Below are 18,797 nucleotides of genomic sequence, written 5' to 3' on the forward strand. Positions count from 1 at the left end.
CCGGTCCCGTCCGCCGTTCCCCCGCCCCCGCCGTCCGGGCCACCAGCCCGACACCGACCCGGCACCGGCCCAACCCAAGCCCGACACCGGCCCGATCCGCCATCGTCCGCCCCGGCGCGATCCGGGCCGCCAGCATCGCGCCCACATATTTCGTTTCCCTTTTGTACTCATCCCCCCTTCCCTTTCCGGCTGACTCTCTCCATATTCGCGTCCATGGCCAGATCCCCGAAAAAACCGTCGTCCTCGCCCCCCGGCTTCGAGGAAGCCCCGCAGTCCGGCTTCGCCGGCGCGCCCGACACCCCGGCGTCCGGCTCGCTCGCCGACTGGGTGCGGCAGCTCGAGGCCGACGCCGAGGCCTCGACGCTGGAGAGCCAGCGCGAGATCGCCTCCAGGGCCGGCAAGCACCGCAAGCAGGTGGAAAACGCCGCCCGCCGCCATTCGGAGAAGGTCGCGCTGGACAGTTCCACCGCGGGCCGCAAGCCCGAGCGGGCGTCCGAGCCTGTGCCGGGCCCTTCCCGTGACGCCGCAGCCGGGCAAAGCAAGACTGGCGGAGCGAAGGCGCGCGGCGACGGCGTGAGCGCGCAAAAGACCGCCCGCGGCGTGTCGATCGGCGCCTCCTCCGACCCGAAGACCCGCGCCGCCGCCGGGCTCAACCCGGTCGCCGGGCTCGACGTGGCGCTGGAGGACGCCTCCTCGCTCAACGCCGGCACGGCCGTCACCGCCACGGTCGAGGCGCTGGCGAAGCTGATCGAGAGCGGCAATCCGCTGCACAAGAACGGCGAGATCTGGACGCCGCACCGCCCGCCGCGGCCGGAAAAGTCCGAGGGCGGCATCGCCATCCGCATGGTCTCCGACTACGACCCCGCCGGCGACCAGCCGACCGCGATCAAGGATCTCGTCGAGGGCCTCGACGGCGGCGAGCGCAGCCAGGTGCTGCTCGGCGTCACCGGCTCGGGCAAGACCTTCACGATGGCCAAGGTGATCGAGGCGACGCAGCGCCCTGCCCTCATCCTGGCGCCGAACAAGACGCTGGCGGCGCAGCTCTATTCCGAGTTCAAGAACTTCTTCCCCGACAACGCGGTCGAGTACTTCGTCTCCTACTACGACTATTACCAGCCCGAGGCCTACGTGCCGCGCTCGGACACCTATATTGAAAAGGATTCCTCGATCAACGAGCAGATCGACCGCATGCGCCACGCCGCCACGCGCGCGATTCTCGAGCGCGACGACTGCATCATCGTCGCCTCGGTCTCGTGCATCTACGGTATCGGCTCGGTCGAGACCTATACCGCCATGACCTTCCAGATGACCGTCGGCGACCGCATCGACCAGCGCCAGCTGCTCGCCGACCTCGTCGCCCAGCAGTACAAGCGCCAGGACATCAACTTCGTCCGCGGCTCCTTCCGCGTCCGCGGCGACACCATCGAGATCTTCCCCGCCCACCTCGAGGACGCCGCCTGGCGCATCTCGCTGTTCGGCGACGAGATCGACGCGATCACCGAGTTCGACCCGCTGACCGGTCAGAAGACCGGCGAGCTGAAGTCGGTCAAGATCTACGCCAACTCACACTACGTCACCCCGCGGCCGACGCTGAACGCCGCGATCAAGGCGATCCGCGAGGAGCTGAAGCTGCGCCTCGCCGAGCTGGAGAAGGCCGGGCGGCTGCTGGAGGCCCAGCGCCTCGAGCAGCGCACCCGCTACGACCTGGAGATGCTCGAGGCGACCGGCTCCTGCGCCGGCATCGAGAACTATTCGCGCTACCTCACCGGCCGCAAGCCGGGCGAGCCGCCGCCGACCATGTTCGAGTACATCCCCGACAACGCGCTGGTGTTCATCGACGAGAGCCACGTCACCGTCCCGCAGATCGGCGCGATGTACCGCGGCGACTTCCGCCGCAAGGCGACGCTCGCCGAATACGGCTTCCGCCTGCCCTCCTGCATGGACAACCGCCCCTTGCGCTTCGAGGAATGGGACGCGATGCGGCCGGACACGATCGCCGTCTCGGCCACCCCAGGCGGCTGGGAACTCGAGCAGTCCGGCGGCGTCTTCGCCGAGCAGGTGATCCGCCCGACCGGGCTGATCGACCCGCCGGTCGAGATCCGCTCGGCCAAGACCCAGGTCGACGACGTGCTGGGCGAGATCCGCGACACCGCCGCGCGCGGCTACCGCACCCTCGTCACCGTGCTGACCAAGCGCATGGCCGAGGACCTGACCGAGTACCTGCACGAGCAGGGCGTGCGCGTGCGCTACATGCATTCCGACATCGACACGCTCGAGCGCATCGAGATCATCCGCGACCTGCGCCTCGGCGCCTTCGACGTGCTGGTCGGCATCAACCTGCTGCGCGAGGGCCTCGACATTCCCGAATGCGGCTTCGTCGCCATCCTCGACGCCGACAAGGAAGGGTTTTTGCGCTCGGAGACCTCGCTGATCCAGACCATCGGCCGCGCCGCCCGCAACGTCGACGGCAAGGTCATCCTCTACGCCGACACCGTCACCGGCTCGATGCAGCGGGCGATGGACGAGACCGGCCGCCGCCGCGACAAGCAGATGGCCTACAACGCCGCGCACGGCATCACCCCGGAATCGGTCAAGGCGAGGATCTCCGACATCCTCGATTCGGTCTACGAGCGCGACCACGTCCGCGCCGACATCTCCGGCGTCGCCGGCAAGGGCTTCGCCGAGGACGGCCACCTCGTCGGCAACAACCTCAAGGCCCATCTCGAGGCGCTGGAGAAGCAGATGCGCGACGCCGCCGCCGACCTCGACTTCGAGGCCGCCGCCCGCATCCGCGACGAGATCAAGCGCCTCAAGGCCGCCGAGCTCGCCGTACTAGACGACCCTATGGCGCGCGAGGAGGCGCGGAGCCAGGAAGGTGGCAGGAAGAGCGGCAACGCCAGAACGGCCGCTGCCGGCTCCCTCCCCCTTGCGGGGAGGGTTAAGGAGGGGAACGCCGCGAGTGAAACCCCTCCCGGTCCTTCGGACCAGCCTCCCCACAAGGGGGAGGGATCGGACACCCGCGGCCCCACCTTCGCCAAACCCTCGCTCGACGACATGGGCCCGGGCACCGACACGGAAATCCCTTCTCCCCGTTCACGGGGAGAAGGTGCCCGAAGGGCGTATGAGGGGCAATCGCTCTTCCGCAAGAACACCCTGGACGAAATGACCGTCGGCCGCACCGAAAAGCCGGTTACCGGCCACCTGCCGGAAAAACCCGAGGCCGCGAAGAGCACGAAGAAGCGCATCTCGCCGCTGCTCGAAGGCCAACCGGACCACAGCGACGCCCCCGCCCCGCGCCCGTCATCCCCGGCCACCTCCCGAGCCTCCGCCGAAGACGTTAAGCCGGTCTTTCGGGGAAGGATCGGTGCGGGGAGCTATGAAGATCCGGGCGAGGAGAAGCGAAAGTCGAAAGGCAAGGGGAAGACGGGACGGCCGGGGCGGTGACGCTAATCCAGAACCAAACGCGACGACCACTACATCACGAAACCTCGCACTCTTTGCATCCTTGGATGCATTGTTCAGAACAGAATTCAACTGCACGCCTTGGGCGCAGACACAAACCACACAACCGCCTTGACAGCCAAAATTTTCAAGTAACAAATGAATTCGCATAACGCCGAGGGAAATATGAATAGCGACAGTTTAGATCACGCACTTCAAACAGCACTCTCAGGGAACGCGATATTATTTCTGGGTGCAGGTGTAGGATCGGAATCTAAGAATATCCTGCATTCAAACATACCGAATGGAGGCGAGTTAGCAAATTTGCTGGCAAAGGAACTAAACGTTTCGGATAACTACGGAGACCTTACGAGAATTTCGCAATACTATCGTCGAAAAAGAGGAGCTCACGATCTTAAATATTTTTTAGATAAAAATCTTACAATCGTCGAAACAAACCAAAAACTTAAAGACCTCTTGTCTCTACCATGGAAGAGGATATATACGACAAACTATGATAATCTATTGTCGCTACACAGAAAAAAGCATACAAACTTTTCCCACACCCAGACACCCCGAGGAGTTAGAGATGGAGATCATATTTATATCAACGGTCATTTAGAGATCGCCACACTTCATACGCTCGATACCGAGTTGGTGCTGACAGATTGGAGCTACGCAAATAGCAGCTTCCCGGAAAGTCAATGGGCGGGATTTATGAGGCAAGACATTGCCAACTGTGGCGCAATGATATTCATTGGCTACAGCATGAGGGATTTAGACATAACAAGGATTATAATCTCCGAAAAATCTCAGAAGTCGAAAACCGTTATTGTCACAGCCGAGAACACTAACGATATAGATATAGAAATACTTTCACATTATGGGGCCGTGTATCCGAGCGGGATTGAATACGTATACGCTCGAAAAAAGCAAGTTGGTAAAAACTTCAAGAAACCTGAAGACTCCTACATATTCACCTCGCTGCAAAGGTTTGAAGCCCCCCCACGAAGCGAGAATGATCAAGACCGAATGTCGCAAGCTCTCTATGAGCAACTAATTTATGGATCGATTGACCAAATAAATCTGTTCGACAGAAGCAACGTTATTCAACCTCTGATCCGACGGGAGGCACTCCAACATCCTGTCGAGTCCTTACTCAACGGAAGTACGTCTGATTTGGTAATAACTGGCGGGATTGGGGCGGGAAAAACATTTGCATGTCTCGGCATCGCTGAAAAACTTCACGAGAACTCATACAAAGTTTTCAACGCGATAGATAGGAGAAACATCCACGACGATATCATTCAGGCTGCGAAATACGAAAAAGTTGCCTTCATATTTGACAATTACAACAGATATCTTCCTGAGTTAGAAACTTTGAGCCACGTAAGGCAACCTGGGCATGTTGCTGTGTTTAGCGCACGCACTTCATTGCATGAATTATTCGAAACAAAAATAAGCAGTACATTCAAGGGAAACATTCAAGTTATTGACCTAGAGAAATTGTCATACGACGACCTCACTCACTTAGATACACTTTTAAATTTTTCAGGACTCTGGAATGAGTTTGCGGGATGGAAGACTGAGAGGCGCATTGCGTTTTCTCAGACTACACTCGCATCGTCGATGTCCAGAATCTTAATCAGAGCGGCACAATCTAGCGATATTATCTCCAGGATACAGAGAGAAATACTCCCGGTTCTTGAGGACCCGGAGGTATCAGATTTCTTCGTTGCGTCACTGATACTGAACGTTCTCCAATATCATTTTTGGATTGCGGATTGGCAGAACTTTTTCGGCACCCGGAAAATCGCGTCGGCACTGGAGCACCACCGCGCGGCTCTAATGCATTTTGTGAATATCAACACCTCATCGATTACTGCGCGCGCTGGACTTATCGCCACAGAAATACTGAACAATATTGTTGATCCAAACACAAAGATCAGGTCCTTGGAGAAGATATATAAGGCAGCAATGACATTCTCGATCTCCGACGATGAGATGCGGCATCTAGTTATAGATCTTATGAAATACAGCAACATTGAATCATTTTTTGTTGAAGGACCAGAAAAATTTACCTCGCTTAAGTCCTACTATCACAAGATCAGGAACTACGGAGACACTGCGAATCGCTCCGATTACTGGCTTCAGTTCGGAATAGCTTTGAGCATTCACGGAAACCTTGAGTCCAATCACGATCTTGATGAATGCAAAGTGGCATTTAAAAATGCGTTCGAGAGAGAGAAGGCGCGGCGCGAGCCGAATCTAAGGAGGATCGAGAATTATTTTTCTCGTTTTCAGCTTCAGATGGCAGTGGTTGAACGCTCCTCAGATGAAGCATTTAAGCTCTTCTGGAACGGATCGCTCAAACTAATCAACCAAATTTTCGACGAAGAAACACGGCACTATCCATTCAAAGCCGGCAAGCTATTCAGTGATATTGCGGCTATTCATTTCCGCAACTGGGACAATGAGAAGAGGGAAAGATTCGTTCAGAGGTGCAACGAGATGCTTCAGCTTGCAGAGGAGAGGAATGAGAGGGCAAGACACAGAGACGTTCAATATTTATCTTCTGAACTGAAACGGCTCATCGACACGATACGCGGAAATAGCCAATAGCGCATAACACTTAATTGAGAAGTGTGCGGTCCGCTTTAAGATTTTGCGAACTGAAACGCTGATTGCGAACTTCTGTGAACCAAGTCTCAGCTTAGCATTTTCAGTTTGCCCTATCGAACTCTGTAGAACGAGGGGATGAATTCGAAAACTTCCCCCACAAAATTAACGCCAGCACCCCCCAATTCATCCACGCGCCCTACCCCCGTGCCACAATCCCCCCCTTCCGCCGCGGATACACCGCAAGGCGTTGCGGCGAGGCGGGGACGGCGCGGGGCGTGAGGGAGTGACGCGAGACCTCACGGCCCGGGCCTGCGAGACTGGTCCCCTCCGGCGACGACGGGTGAATACCCGGGTTGCACGCCGGACGTGCCCGAGCGGTGGCACACGAGCGGCCGCCTTCACCGGCGGACGAGGCAGAGGATCGCTTTCGCAGGCACAAACCGCCGAACGGGGCGCGGAAAGGTGCCACAGACAACACTTCAAGATGAGGCAGCTTCCAGCGCCCCGTCCGACACCGCAGCCCACCCACGGCGCCGACGGCATGCGTCGCTGCTGCAGTAGGCAGTAGGCAGTGAGTGGGCAGTGGGCAGGGCGCGTGGAGCCCTGCTGGCAGGCGGTCGCGACGACGAGCGGCGCGCGGACGAGGAGGCGGGGCCGAGAAAACCGGTCTCCCCCGTTCCCCCTTGCCCGCACGCCAGCCCACATCACCCATTCCCTTGCCTTGTTCGCTACTGCCTACTGCCCACTGCCCGCTCCCTACTGCCTCCCAAACGACAGGAGCCCCGCATGCCGCACCAGACCGACGAGCCCGGCAGCCGCCTCGCCCCGGTCCTCCGGGACTGTGTGGACAGCCTGATCTGCGCGCTGCTGCTGTTTCCCGAGCGCGTCTGCCGGCGCCGGGCGTGCCTGCGGGCGCGGAGCTGCACCCTGGTCGACGGTTGCGACCGGCCGGCCTGCCTCGGCGGTGCGGCGGCGGACGTGCGGGCGTGCACCGGGCACTGCGCACGGAGACTCTGCGGCTGCTCGACAGCGTTGCCTTCGAACCCGCCCGGCTCGTCACGCCACCGAGCCGCGACCCGGACGAGCGCGAGCTGCAGGACGCGGCGGTGGCTATCGTGGCGGCGATGCTGGGGCGGGGCCACCCGCTGCAGGCGCGCTTCCACCGCTTCTGCCGCGCGCGCGACGCCGTCGCGGCCCCGCCCTATGCCGGCCGCGACCTCGCGGACTATCGCGATTTCCTGCGTTCGATCGGAGCGAAACGGATCGCACCGGACCTGAAGCGCGGCGCCACGGCCCTTTCGGCGGCGCCGCCTTGACGCCGCCGAGACCCCGCCGGCCTGCGCGCCGCCCGGCCCCGGCCCTATTCGGCCGCGGACTTCGCGGCGCCCGCCTCCAGCACCGCGGCGAAGGCGGCGGCGATCACCTCGGGCCCGGCGCCCGGCCTGGTGGCATCGGCAGAGAGGATCTGGCGGTAGCGGCGCGCGCCGGGCGCGCCCTGGAACAGCCCGACCATGTGGCGGGTGACATGGTTCAGCCGCCCGCCGCCGGCGACCACCCGGCCGGCATAGTACATCATCGCGTCGCGCACGCCTTCCCGGAAGGCGGCGTCGGAAGCGCCGGCCGGCAGACCGACCGCGGCCCGCTGTTCTCCTCCGCGGGGAGAAGGTCGGGGGCCGGCACCCGCAGCATTCGTGGCAAAGCCCCCCTCATCGCCTCGCTCCGATCGGCTCTTCTCCCCGCCGGGGAGAAGAGGGAATGGGTCGCCGGCGCTGGCAGAAAGGTCACCCGCGGCGTCGCGCGGGGCACCCGCTTCTCCCCGCCGGGGAGAAGGTGGCCCGGAGGGCCGGATGAGGGGGCCGCCGGCGTCGGCCGTTGACGGCGCCGCATCGAGACGGCTGATCCCCGGCCGGGGAAAAAGCGCGTCCACGCCGGCGAGCACGCCGCTGTCCTGGTAAGCGGCACGGCCGAGCATGGCGCCGTCCAGACCGCTCTCGCCTTCGTCCTCCCGCGGCGCCTCGTCCTCGCCCAAGCTCTTTCCCGGCGCGCCGATCTCGGCCAGCGCCTGCGACAGGCCGTGCAGGCCGCCGTTCAGGCCAATGAACAGGTCGGGATTCTCCGCCTTCAGCCGCCGCACCAGGCCGTAGTCGAGCGGCGGGATGTCGCGGTTCTCCTTCGGGCTCAGGCCCTGCAGCCAGGCCTTGCGCGCATGCACCCAGACGGCGTCGACGCCGGCGACCCTGAGGCGGGCAACGAGGTCGCGCAGCGCCACCTCCGGGTCCTGCTCGTCGACGCCGATGCGGCACTTGACCGTCACCGGCAGTGACACCTGCGCCTTCATCGCCGCGACGCAGTCGGCCACCAGCTGCGGCGTGCGCATCAAGCAGGCGCCGAAGGTGCCGGACTGCACCCGGTCGGATGGGCAGCCGACATTGAGGTTGATCTCGTCATAGCCGTGGGCCTCGCCGATGCGCGCGGCCTGCGCCAGCTTGTCCGGGTCACTGCCGCCGAGCTGCAGCGCCACCGGGTGCTCGACCGGGTCGAAGCCGAGCAGCTTGTCGCGGTCGCCGCGCAGGATCGCGTCGGCGACGATCATCTCGGTGTAGAGCAGCGCGTTCCGCGTCAGCTGCCGGGCGAAATAGCGAAAATGCCGGTCCGACCAGTCGATCATCGGCGCCGTGGCGAAGATCTTGCGTCCGGTTTCCAAAGCCTCTTTATACATTCCAGCCACTTAATGTCGTTCTTTCGGGTCGCGTCCTCTTTGCCGCTCGCGCCGTTTTGCCTGTCTCTGCCATGCCGTTGCGACGCTCCGGCAACGGCGCGGGGCGCGGGGCAAATGGGGACTTCGGCGCGCATGCGTCGCGACGGTTGCCACGCTTATACTGCAGCGATCCGCAGAAGGCGAGACGGCGCCGCGATCCGCGCCGGAGCCCGGACCTTCGCGCGTCGTCCCGCGGCACCAGCCCGGCTGCGGGTGCGGGAACCGGCACGCGCCGGCCCGCTCCCTGCGCCTCCGTGCCCCTTGCCCCCGCACCGGGCGCGAACCCGACCTTGAACGCCGGCCGCCGGCGCTGGCGACCGGTTGCGCTGTGGTCCGTCGGCCGCCCAAGCGTCCCGACCGACGGCGCGGTGCGCCTGGCGTAGACCAAGGATGCGACGCCTTCAGTGTCGCAGGCTGCCGGCCGCGGCGAGCATCTCCGCCGCGCTTGGAAAGATGCAGAGGCTGTCCGGCCCGTCGCGTGCCTCGATTTGCACCCAGCGAACGATGCCGTCGGCGTCGACCAGGAAGTGCCCGACAAGCTGTGTGGCGTGGCTTGCGAAGATCGCATGATCGGCGGCCTCGAGCGCGAAGCCATCCCGGGCGTTGAGCACGGTATTGGCCGCCATGGGATGGATGGCTTGCGACAGCTCGCCCGTCGGGTTGATGCGGGCGGCCTCGAATTGCTCAAGGCTAGCCCGACCGGGCCATGCCGGCGGCTCGCGACTGTCCGCGGGCAGGAACTCGGCGCGCGGCACCCCGAAGGCCCGGTGCGTGGCGCAGTCCTTATCGCACAGGAGCACCGCCGGCGTTGGCCGATGCCCGAAATAGATGCGGGCGCGCTCCACCGGCGTGTTGATCACGGCAACCGTTTCCACCCCCGCGGCGCGCAGGGCAGGCTGCAGGCCGCCGAGCTGTCCCAGCTGACGCCGACAGAACGGGCAGTGCAACCCGCGGAAGAAGGCGATCAGGAACGGATGGCCGCGCAGGCTGGCGAGAGAAACCGTTCCTTTCTGATTGGCCGACGGAAGGCTAAAGGCGGGCGCGCTTTGCCCGGGTTGCAGCGGCTGCATCTGGCCTCCCATGGCATCTCTCCTCTGCCGAGCGATCGGGTGAATGCCGGGCGTGATCCCGGTCCACACCTATCACGCCACGGCACCTCTCGCCACGTTGACAGTAAGGATCAGCTCGGATGCGACCTTCAGCTGTCTCGCGACGGCGGCAGCTTCCCGCTGTTGGCGCATCCGCGCCAACGGGCAGATGGCCGCGCCCCGATGCGTCATCCTGAGCCGGCTCGGTGTGGCGATCAGCCCAACCTGCCCCGCCGCCGACAGCGCGCCGGCAAAGCCGAAGCCGTGAAGCAGCCCGAAGGCAAATGCCAGGGCCCAAGGGTTGCGGACGGCAAAGCTTGTTGTGCCCTTGCAGGTCCGGACAATCTCGACGCCCAGAAATACAATGGACAATGCGATCAGCGCTTCGATCGGGGCTGCAGGAAGTTTGACGTAGCCGAGCGTTGTAGCGGCAAGCGTCACGCTATGAGCGACGGTGAACGCGGTTATCGTCTTCACCAGCATCCATTGCGAGCGTGCCAGCAGCAGTAGACCGAGAACGAACAGCAAGTGGTCTGGTCCGGACAGGATATGCTCGAAGCCCTGGCGCACGAAGTCGACGACCGTCGCCCGGATGCCGCCAGATCGCTCGATCTCCACCCAGGGCTGAGACGGCCGCGTCTGGTAGGACCTTTGCGGAAGGTCGCCGGAGAGGCTTGGCTGCATCGAGCCGGAACCGACATGGAGCACAACCGCCGTGCCGCCCTGATCGTAGCGGATCTTGAAGGGCTCATCGGTGATCTTGTTGTGCACCCAAATGCTCTTGCCCACGATCGGGCTCTTCAGCTCATCTTCGATAAGCGCCTTGGCGCCGTTCTCGATGAGCTCGGCTACAGTAAGCCCCGAGGCGGCGGCCTGGCGGGCGGACACGGTCCGCGCCGCTCATGGCGCACATGTCGAAAAGCAACCCAAGCCGGCCGGGCCGCTGTCCCCGCCCCGCAAGGCGGTGCTAGAGTGTGCGGACAGAATCGGGGCCCGGCCCCGCCGCTTGATTCGAGGAGATTTTCATGCCGCTCTATGCGCTCGGCAGCCGCGCGCCCGCCCTTCCCGCCGACGACCGCTACTGGGTGGCCCCGGACGCCCAGGTGATCGGTGATGTCGTGGTCGGCGAAGACGTCGGCATCTGGTTCGGCGCGGTCCTGCGCGGCGACAACGAGCCGATCACGCTCGGCGCGGGCACCAACATCCAGGAGGGTACCGTCATCCACACCGACCCCGGCAAGCCGGTGACGATCGGCGCCGGATGCACCATCGGCCACCGCGCAATCATCCATGGCTGCACCATCGGCGACAATTCGCTGGTCGGCATGGGCGCGACGATCCTCAACGGCGCGGTGATCGGCAAGAATTGCCTGGTCGGCGCCAATGCGCTGGTGACCGAGGGCAAGGTCTTCCCGGACAACTCGCTGATCGTCGGCGCGCCGGCGCGCGCCATCCGCACGCTTGACGCGGCGGCTGTCGCCGGGCTGGAAAAGTCCGCCGCCGGCTATGTGCGCAACTGGAAGCGTTTCAAGGCCGAACTGCGGCGGCTCGACTGACGGACGGGTTCCGGGGTCGGATGCCGACGCCCTGTCAGGCGCAGCCGGCGCAGCGGCCGCGGATCTCGATCGTCGTCTTGCCCGGGCGGAAGCCGTGGTCGGCGGCAAATGCGGCCAGCCGCTCCTCGATCAGGTGATCGTGGAACTCGGTAACCTTGCCGCAGCTTTCGCAGATGGTGAAGGCGGTGATGCCGTGGCTGCAGCAGTCCGCGTCGGGGTGGGCGCAGGCGACGAAGGCGTTGAGGCTCTCGAGCCGGTGGACGAGACCGAACTCCAGGAGCTTTTCAAGGGCGCGGTAGACCTGAAGCGGCGCCCGAAAGCCGTCCTCGCGCAGCTGGTCGAGGATGGTGTAGGCGCTGAGCGGCGCCTCGGCCCGGGACAGCGCGCCCAGCACCAGCGCCTGGTTGCGGGTCAGTGACGGGGTTGTCATCGGCTCGGCCCTCCGCTCTGCGCCGTCGCGCCCTGCCCGCCGCCGCGCGGCGACAGCAGGCTCAAAACGAAGAGGACCAGCGCGGCCACCACGATCGACGGGCCGGACGGCGTGTCGAACTCGAGCGAACCGAACAGGCCGCCGGCGACGGCCACCGCGCCGAGCAGCGAGGCCAGCACCGCCATGATCTCCGGGCTCGAGGAGAAGCGCCGCGCGGTCGCCGCCGGAATGATCAGGAGCGCGGTGATCAGCAGGATGCCGACGACCTTCATCGCGATCGCGATCACCAGCGCCATCAGCAGCATGAAGGCGAGCTGCGCCCGCTCCGGCTGCAGCCCCTCGGCCGCGGCCAGTTCGGGATTGACGGTCGAGGCGATCAGCGGCCGCCACAGGTAGACGATCGCCAGCAGCACGAGGATGCCGCCGCCCCAGACCAAGCTGACGTCGGCTGGGGTGACGGCGAGGATGTCGCCGAACAGGAAGCCGACCAGGTCGATGCGCACCCAGGTCATGAACGAGACGATGACCAGGCCGGTCGCCAGCGTCGCGTGCGACAGGATGCCGAGCAGCGCGTCGGTCGACAGCGACCCGCGCCGCTGCAGCAGCAGCAGCGCCAGCGACACGATGGCGGCGACCACGAACACGCTGATCGCCAGGTTGAGCTGGAACAGCAGCGACAGCGCCACGCCGAGCAGCGCCGAATGGGCCATGGTGTCGCCGAAATAGGCCATGCGCCGCCACACGACGAAGCAGCCGAGCGGGCCGGTCGTCAGCGCCAGGCCGATGCCGGCGAGCAGCGCGCGGGTGAAGAAGTCGTCAAGCATCGCGCCGCTCCTGCGGTGTCTGGTCTGCGCCCGCGGCAGCGCCGCCATCCTCTCCGCAGCCGCAGCCGGGCCCGTGCTGGTGGCCGATCCGCATCGGCCCGGCCCGGCCGGCCGGCAAGCTGTCGCCGTGGTGGTGGCCGTCGGCCGGGTGGCAATGGTCGGTGACGCTGCCGTCGGCGTGCAGCACGCGGCCGTCGGGAAGATGGGTGTGGTCGTGGTGGTGGCTGTAGAAGGCGAGCGTCTGGCTGGCGCGCGCGCCGAACAGGCGCAGGTACTCCGGGCTGCGGCTGACGGCTTCCGGCGTGCCGCGGCAACAAACGTGGCCGTTCAGGCAGATGACGGTATCGGTTTCCGCCATGACGACGTGCAGATCGTGAGAAATCAAAAGGATGCCGCAACCGGTCGTATTGCGGATCGTCTTGATCAGGTCGTAGAGCGCGATCTCGCCGGCGAAATCAACGCCCTGCACCGGCTCGTCGAGCACGAGCAGGTCCGGCTTGCGCGCGATCGCCCGCGCCAGCAGCGCACGCTGGAACTCGCCGCCGGACAGGTGCTGCACTTCCGCGCGTGCGAGATGCCGGATCCCGGTCGCCTCCAGTGCCGCGTCGATCTCGCGGCCAGTCAGCGGCGAAGTCAGCGTCATCAGCCGGTCGACGGTCAGCGGCATGGTCCAGTCGATGGCGAGCTTCTGCGGCACATAGCCGACCTTGAGACTGGGAAGGCGCGTCACCACGCCCTCGTCCGGCCGGCTCAGCCCGATCGCCATCTTCGCGGTCGTCGATTTGCCGGAACCGTTCGGGCCGATCAGCGTGACGATCTCGCCACGCGAGATCGAAAAGTCGACGCCGCGCACCAGCCAGCGGCCCTGCCGCTGCACGCCGGCGGCCGACAGCGTCACGATGGGCGGCGGGCTCTGATCACTTCTCTGCAGCATCTGAAAGTCGTCCGGAACTCGATTGCCCCTTGCTATGGCACACGTTATAGCATAACGCAACGCATGTAATAACATTACACAACGGAGATCCCCGCGATGAGGCTTGCGTCCACCCTGCTCCTGTCAACCGCCCTGCTCGCCGGTGTCGCCGGCACCGCTATGGCCGAGGCACCGAATGTCGTCGTCTCGATCAAGCCGGTCCATGCGCTGGTCGCCTCGATCATGCAAGGCGTCGGCGAACCGGGCCTGATCGTCGACGGCGCAGCGTCACCGCACACTTACGCGCTCAAGCCATCGAACGCCGCGGCGCTGCAGCAGGCCGACCTCGTCTTCTGGGTCGGTCACGGCCTCGAGGCCTTCCTGGAAAAGCCGATCGAGGCGCTCGGCGGCCAGGCGACGGTCGTCGAGCTAGAGGATGCGCCCGGACTGGAGAAGCTCAAGTTTCGCGAAGGCGGCCCGTTCGAAGGGCACGATCACGCGCACGAGGGCGAAGCCCCTGGCCATACCCACGAAGGCGACCACGCGGATGGCAAGACAGGCGATGATCACCAAGAGGCGGACCATGCAAGCCATGACCACGCCGGCCATGACGGGCACGCGCACCATGACGGGCAGGCGCACGAAAGCGAGGGCGGCTACGACCTGCACCTTTGGCTCGATCCGGTGAACGCCAAGGCGATGGCGCGAGCGATCGAAGAAGCGCTCTCGGAGAAGGATCCGGCCAATGCGGTCACCTACAAGGCGAACCTCGCCGCGCTCGACGCCAACATCGATGCGCTGGACGCAGAGATCACCGCGACCCTCGCACCGGTAAAGGACAAGCCGTTCATCGTCTTCCACGACGCCTACCAGTACTTCGAAAAGCGGTACGGCGTGTCGGTAGCCGGCTCGATCACCGTCAGCCCGGAAACAATGCCCGGCGCAGAACGCCTGTCGCAGATCCGCCAGAAGGTCGGCGAACTCGACGCTACATGCGTCTTTGCCGAACCGCAGTTCGAACCGAAACTGGTTAATGTCGTACTGGAGGGAACCGGGGCCAAGTCGGGCGTGCTGGATCCGGAAGGCGCAACGCTCGAGCAGGGGCCCGGCCTCTACGCCGACCTGATGCGCTCGATCGCCACCTCGCTGAAGGAGTGCCTCGGCTCCGGCAGTTGACCGAGGCCGTCTCTGCCAGCGGCAAGGCGGGCGAACCCTGCCGCTGGCGGGGTTCGCGCTGCCGCGGCATAGGCGGCACGCCCGCCAGACGGTGACACCGCCCAACAAAAAGGCCGCCTTGCGAGGCGGCCTTTTGCATGTGCGTGCGTTGGTAGAAACGGCTTACTCGGCGCTCTCGTCCGCAGCCTTCTTCTTGGCCGGAGCCTTCTTCTTCGGAGCGGCGGCTTCCTCGCCTTCGGCGGCCTCGGCCTTGGCGGCAGCCTTCTTCTTCGGCGCAGCCTTCTTGGCCTCGGGCTTGCCTTCCTCGGCCTCGTCGTCAGCGAGCAGCTCTTCCTTCGACACGGTCTTGTCCGTCACGTCGATCTGGCCGAGCAGGTGGTCGACGACCTTCTCCTCGAACAGCGGCGCGCGCAGCGAGGCGGAGGCGCCAGGCGTCTTGCGGAAGTAGTCAAGGATCTGCTTTTCCTGGCCGGGGAACTGGCGCAGCTGCTCGAACAGCGAGCGCTGCATTTCCTCGTCGCTCACCTCGACGCCGGCCTTCTCGCCGATCTCGGAAAGAACGAGGCCAAGGCGGACGCGACGCTCGGCGAGCTTGCGGTATTCCTCGCGCGCTTCCTCTTCGGTCGTGTCCTCGTCAGCAAAGGTCTTGCCGGCCTGCTGCAGGTCGGTGTTGATCTGCCGCCAGATGTTCTCGAACTCGGCGTCGACCAGGCGCTGCGGCGTGTCGAACTGGTACATCTCGTCCAGCTGGTCGAGGATCTGCCGCTTGACCTTCTGGCGGGTGAGCGAGCCGAACTGGCTCTCGATCTGGCCGCGGACGACTTCGCGCAGGCGGTCGACCGATTCGAGGCCGAGCTTCTTGGCGAGCTCGTCGTCGATGGTCAACTCGGCCGGAGCGGCGACGTCCTTGACCTTGATGTCGAAGGTCGCTTCCTTGCCGGCAAGGTGCGCAGCCGGGTAGTCGGCCGGGAAGTTCACGGTGATGACCTTTTCGTCACCGGCCTTGACGCCGACGAGCTGGTCCTCGAAGCCGGGGATGAAGCGGTTGGAGCCGATCACCAGCTCGGCGTCCTCGTCCTTGCCGCCCTCGAACGCCTCGCCATCGACCTTGCCGAGATAGTCCATGGTGACGCGGTCGCCTTCGGCGGCCTTGCCCTTCTTGGTCTCGTAGGTGCGGGCGCTCTCGGCAATCTTCAGGATCTGCTCGTCGACTTCGGTCTCGGGAATGTCGACCACTTCGCGGGTGACCTTGATGCCGGTGGCGTCCTTCAGCTCGATCGCCGGGATGACTTCATAGGACAGGGTGAATTCGAGGTCCGCCTCGGCGGCGAGGATCTTTTCGGCCTGGACCTGGTCCTCGGTCATCGCGATCTCGGGCTGGGTCGCCGATTTTTCGCCGCGCTCGGAGAGGATCGCGGTCGGCTTCTCGCGGATGATCTCGTTGACGAGATCGGCCATGATCGACTTGCCGTAGACCTTCTTCAGGTGGGCGACCGGGACCTTGCCCGGACGGAACCCGTTGATGCGAACGCGGTCCTTGGCTTCCGCCAGGCGTTCGTTCATCTGAGCTTCCATGTCCTGGGCCGGGATGACGATCTTGAGTTCGCGCTTCAGCCCTTCAGCGAGCGTTTCGATTACCTGCATGTTCAAACCTTCATTTCGATATGGCGGTGCCCGGCCGGTAAACCGGCTCTATCGGCGAGCACCCCTCCGGGTCCATTTGCCGGGAGTGGCTTTACTGTTATCGGTGGCCTTTTGGCAAGCAAAATGGCGCGACGGCGCGTGATCCGTCCCGTCGAAAGCGCTTCGATGGAGCCTCACCCGCCCATTCCAGATCCCTGCCCAGCGCTTCCTCGAAAGCCTGCCGGCCGGACCCCATTTCCGCCAGGCGTGGCAAGATCTGCCAGCCAGGATCTTCTGGTGCGGGTAGAGAGACTTGAACTCCCACGCCTTGCGGCACCAGAACCTAAATCTGGCGTGTCTACCAATTTCACCATACCCGCGTTCAGAAAGCCGCATCAGCGGTCTCGCCGTCCCGCGCCCGACCGGGCGCGCCTTCCGAGCGCGGCGTCTCTATAACACCCGTTCCGCAGGTATCAAAGGAAAAATGTGGTCCTTTGCAGGCCTGTGGCGCCTCCGTTCGACCGTCGCAGCCCGTCGCCGGCTCAATAGAGCGGCTCGTCGTGAACCGGCTCGCCGCGCAGCAGAATCTGGCGGATCTGCATCTGCCCGGACGGCGACACCCTGGCGACCACCTCGAGTTCCTCGGCGTTGCGTGCCTCCTCCAGCACCCTGCCCTCGCCCTCCGGCACGTAGTAGCGCTCGATGCCGTAGGAGACCGTCAACCGCCCGGGAACGGCGCCGTTGAAATGGAAGGGCAAGGTCCGCGCGACGACGCTGCCGGACCGCGGCGGCAAAGGCTCGAAGGACGCCTCGCCGGCGGTCCACAACCCGTCCGCGCCCGGGACCAGCCGGACCCACAGCGACCGCCGGCCGGAAGTCGCAGGCCCGTCGCCGACCATGATCCCCTGGTCGATCGTCGAGATCGGGTAGCCGAGCGTGACGTAGTCGCCCCTGAGCAGGTCGCGCGGGTCGACCGGCGCGGTCCTGATCCGCACCTCGGCGCCATCGCGCAGGATCGCGGCGCGGCTCTCGACCATGTAGCCGAGGATGGCGGTCTGCAGCAGCGCGACGAGGACGGCAGCCAGCATCGGCGGCAGACGGAGAAGCGAGGAGGCCGCACTCATCGTCCTGCCTCCCCTTCGCCGCCGTGGAAGGACAATCGCCGCTCCAGACGGATCACAAGCCAGGCGATCGCCGCCACCACCAGCCCCGAGACGAGGAAGAAGCCGGAAGTGCCCAAAATGGACCCCAGCGTTTCCGAGGCCAGGTAGAGCGACTCGATGGCGAAGGTGCCGTAGGCCAGGTAGCGGACCGCGCCGTTGTCGCGGCCGGACAGCACGATGCCGCCGATCGCCGCGGCGAGCGTGGCGATGCCGAGCAGCAGTCGCTCCACGCCGTCGCCGGCCTCGAAATGCAGGACGCCAAGGCCGAGCAGCAGCAGCAGGAAGGCGTAGAAGGCCGGAGCGGCGCCGGCGCCCTGTGCCAGCGGCCGCAGCGGTGAACCCCGCAGGGTGGCGAGCAGATAGCAGACGGCACCGGCCGCGGCGATGGCCGCGCCGGCCAGTGGCGTGTCATGGTCCAGATAGAGCCGGAGAACCCAAAAAAGCAGCAGCAGATAGCCGAGGTGGCGCGCCCGCCCGGCGCCGGCGAAGCGCGCAAGCCCGATCACCAGCAGCGCCATCGCCGGCATCAGCCACAGCATCGGCCCGCCGCCGACGCCGAAATGGCTGGACAGGTCGGCGCCGGCGGCCACGAAGGCCAGCACGCCGCTCATGGCGGCGGCCGCCGGCGAGCGGAACAGAACGGCCGTGGCCACGGCCCCGCCGAACCACGTCAGCGCCGCCTCGGTCGCCTCGCCGGACAGTTGATACATCTGCCCCACCAGCGCGATCGCCGCGCCGAAGAAGAGAATGGCGGTCACCAGCACCGCCTCCGACAGGCGTGTGGCGCCGCGCCCGCGCAACAAGGCCGCGGTGACACAGGCCATCCAGACCAGCGCGACGATGCCGACCAGCCGGGTCAGCCGCGGGATCGCCGGCCAGTTCGCGGCGATCAGCAGCAGGACCGCGCCCCCCATGAGCAACGCCGCGATGATCATCAGCACCCGCCCGAGGCTGAACGCGCTTTCTCGCCGGTCGAAGTCGGCGAGCAGCCGCGCGGCGGTGCCCTGGTCGATCAACCCCTTCGCCGCCCAGGCGTTCAGATCCCGCTCCAACCGGCCACGATACATCGCCGTCGCCCTCCGTAGCGGCCCTCGCCGCCCAACCGATTCACAACACTGTCAAGGAAAACTAGCGCGCAAGCGGCGCGCCGCACAACAGCAGGGAATTGACGCGAAAACATCCAGTTTCCGCTCAAGTTTGTCG

Annotated in this window: 14 protein-coding genes and 1 tRNA gene; 5 read left to right on the forward strand and 10 right to left on the reverse strand. The window is 64.9% G+C overall.

Translation table 11 applies throughout. The features are described 5' to 3' along the window. Positions 1-213: 213 nt before the first annotated feature. From uvrB to ACXAGF_RS10550, 3 genes are all read left to right on the forward strand, one after another. Positions 214-3,444 (forward strand): excinuclease ABC subunit UvrB, encoded by a 3,231-nt coding sequence (gene uvrB, locus ACXAGF_RS10540; RefSeq protein WP_475016797.1) that lies wholly within the window; start codon positions 214-216, stop codon positions 3,442-3,444. A gap of 183 nt (positions 3,445-3,627) precedes the next feature. Next, entirely contained in the window at positions 3,628-6,063 is a 2,436-nt protein-coding gene (locus ACXAGF_RS10545; protein ID WP_475016800.1) for an SIR2 family protein, read from the forward strand. A 986-nt stretch (positions 6,064-7,049) separates the two neighbouring features. Next, positions 7,050-7,379 (forward strand): hypothetical protein, encoded by a 330-nt coding sequence (locus ACXAGF_RS10550; RefSeq protein ID WP_475016803.1) that lies wholly within the window; start codon positions 7,050-7,052, stop codon positions 7,377-7,379. Between the two features lie 44 nt (positions 7,380-7,423). Here the strand turns inward: ACXAGF_RS10550 and dusA are convergent, their stop codons facing one another. From dusA to ACXAGF_RS10565, 3 genes are all read right to left on the reverse strand, one after another. Then, positions 7,424-8,782 (reverse strand): tRNA dihydrouridine(20/20a) synthase DusA, encoded by a 1,359-nt coding sequence (gene dusA / locus ACXAGF_RS10555; RefSeq protein ID WP_475016804.1) that lies wholly within the window; start codon positions 8,780-8,782, stop codon positions 7,424-7,426. Positions 8,783-9,222: 440 nt separating this feature from the next. Then, positions 9,223-9,903, reverse strand: coding sequence for a peroxiredoxin-like family protein (locus ACXAGF_RS10560; RefSeq protein WP_475016806.1), 681 nt, complete (start codon positions 9,901-9,903; stop codon positions 9,223-9,225). Positions 9,904-9,963: 60 nt separating this feature from the next. Further along, positions 9,964-10,797, reverse strand: a complete 834-nt coding sequence (locus ACXAGF_RS10565; RefSeq protein WP_475016808.1) for a HupE/UreJ family protein — start codon at positions 10,795-10,797, stop codon at positions 9,964-9,966. 137 nt (positions 10,798-10,934) lie between these two features. Between ACXAGF_RS10565 and ACXAGF_RS10570 the strand changes: the two genes are divergently transcribed. After that, positions 10,935-11,465 carry a gamma carbonic anhydrase family protein gene (locus ACXAGF_RS10570; protein ID WP_475016810.1) on the forward strand — a complete coding sequence of 177 codons (531 nt, stop codon included), beginning with the start codon at positions 10,935-10,937 and terminating at the stop codon, positions 11,463-11,465. Positions 11,466-11,499: 34 nt separating this feature from the next. On the opposite strand, the gene ACXAGF_RS10575 is transcribed toward ACXAGF_RS10570, so the two are convergent. From ACXAGF_RS10575 to ACXAGF_RS10585, 3 genes are read right to left on the reverse strand one after another with little or no spacing between them, the layout of a single operon-like run. Continuing rightward, a complete protein-coding gene (locus ACXAGF_RS10575; protein WP_475016811.1) occupies positions 11,500-11,895 on the reverse strand; it encodes a Fur family transcriptional regulator in 396 nt (131 codons plus the stop codon). Continuing rightward, positions 11,892-12,719: a metal ABC transporter permease gene (locus ACXAGF_RS10580; RefSeq protein WP_475016814.1), complete on the reverse strand. Its 828-nt coding sequence runs from the start codon at positions 12,717-12,719 to the stop codon at positions 11,892-11,894. Before ACXAGF_RS10580 ends, ACXAGF_RS10575 begins: the two co-directional genes overlap by 4 nt. Next, a complete protein-coding gene (locus ACXAGF_RS10585; RefSeq protein ID WP_475016816.1) occupies positions 12,712-13,653 on the reverse strand; it encodes an ATP-binding cassette domain-containing protein in 942 nt (313 codons plus the stop codon). The genes ACXAGF_RS10580 and ACXAGF_RS10585 overlap by 8 nt, the downstream gene beginning before the upstream one ends. A gap of 96 nt (positions 13,654-13,749) precedes the next feature. Here ACXAGF_RS10585 and znuA point away from each other — a divergent pair, with 96 nt between their 5' ends. Further along, entirely contained in the window at positions 13,750-14,808 is a 1,059-nt protein-coding gene (gene znuA / locus ACXAGF_RS10590; protein WP_475016818.1) for a zinc ABC transporter substrate-binding protein ZnuA, read from the forward strand. 162 nt (positions 14,809-14,970) lie between these two features. On the opposite strand, the gene tig is transcribed toward znuA, so the two are convergent. From tig to ACXAGF_RS10610, 4 genes are all read right to left on the reverse strand, one after another. Beyond that, positions 14,971-16,452 (reverse strand): trigger factor, encoded by a 1,482-nt coding sequence (gene tig / locus ACXAGF_RS10595; protein ID WP_475016820.1) that lies wholly within the window; start codon positions 16,450-16,452, stop codon positions 14,971-14,973. A gap of 274 nt (positions 16,453-16,726) precedes the next feature. Beyond that, positions 16,727-16,811 (reverse strand) — tRNA-Leu (locus ACXAGF_RS10600). A 162-nt stretch (positions 16,812-16,973) separates the two neighbouring features. Further along, the gene (locus ACXAGF_RS10605; protein ID WP_475016822.1) at positions 16,974-17,555 is read right to left on the reverse strand and encodes a GDYXXLXY domain-containing protein; all 582 of its coding nucleotides are present in this window, start codon (positions 17,553-17,555) and stop codon (positions 16,974-16,976) included. Continuing rightward, positions 17,552-18,661 carry a DUF2157 domain-containing protein gene (locus ACXAGF_RS10610; protein WP_475016823.1) on the reverse strand — a complete coding sequence of 370 codons (1,110 nt, stop codon included), beginning with the start codon at positions 18,659-18,661 and terminating at the stop codon, positions 17,552-17,554. The genes ACXAGF_RS10605 and ACXAGF_RS10610 overlap by 4 nt, the downstream gene beginning before the upstream one ends. Positions 18,662-18,797 lie beyond the last annotated feature (136 nt).

Source organism: Mycoplana sp. ABR4_002 (genome assembly GCF_056159645.1).

Excerpts from the sequence above, each read along its gene's own strand:
- uvrB (WP_475016797.1), top strand. The coding sequence starts at position 214 with ATGGCCAGATCCCCGAAAAAACCGTCGTCCTCGCCCCCCGGCTTCGAG.
- ACXAGF_RS10580 (WP_475016814.1), bottom strand. The coding sequence starts at position 12,719 with ATGCTTGACGACTTCTTCACCCGCGCGCTGCTCGCCGGCATCGGCCTG.
- znuA (WP_475016818.1), top strand. The coding sequence starts at position 13,750 with ATGAGGCTTGCGTCCACCCTGCTCCTGTCAACCGCCCTGCTCGCCGGT.
- ACXAGF_RS10560 (WP_475016806.1), bottom strand. The coding sequence starts at position 9,903 with ATGGGAGGCCAGATGCAGCCGCTGCAACCCGGGCAAAGCGCGCCCGCC.
- ACXAGF_RS10545 (WP_475016800.1), top strand. The coding sequence starts at position 3,628 with ATGAATAGCGACAGTTTAGATCACGCACTTCAAACAGCACTCTCAGGG.
- tig (WP_475016820.1), bottom strand. The coding sequence starts at position 16,452 with ATGCAGGTAATCGAAACGCTCGCTGAAGGGCTGAAGCGCGAACTCAAG.
- ACXAGF_RS10570 (WP_475016810.1), top strand. The coding sequence starts at position 10,935 with ATGCCGCTCTATGCGCTCGGCAGCCGCGCGCCCGCCCTTCCCGCCGAC.
- ACXAGF_RS10610 (WP_475016823.1), bottom strand. The coding sequence starts at position 18,661 with ATGTATCGTGGCCGGTTGGAGCGGGATCTGAACGCCTGGGCGGCGAAG.
- ACXAGF_RS10575 (WP_475016811.1), bottom strand. The coding sequence starts at position 11,895 with ATGACAACCCCGTCACTGACCCGCAACCAGGCGCTGGTGCTGGGCGCG.
- dusA (WP_475016804.1), bottom strand. The coding sequence starts at position 8,782 with ATGTATAAAGAGGCTTTGGAAACCGGACGCAAGATCTTCGCCACGGCG.
- ACXAGF_RS10605 (WP_475016822.1), bottom strand. The coding sequence starts at position 17,555 with ATGAGTGCGGCCTCCTCGCTTCTCCGTCTGCCGCCGATGCTGGCTGCC.
- ACXAGF_RS10585 (WP_475016816.1), bottom strand. The coding sequence starts at position 13,653 with ATGCTGCAGAGAAGTGATCAGAGCCCGCCGCCCATCGTGACGCTGTCG.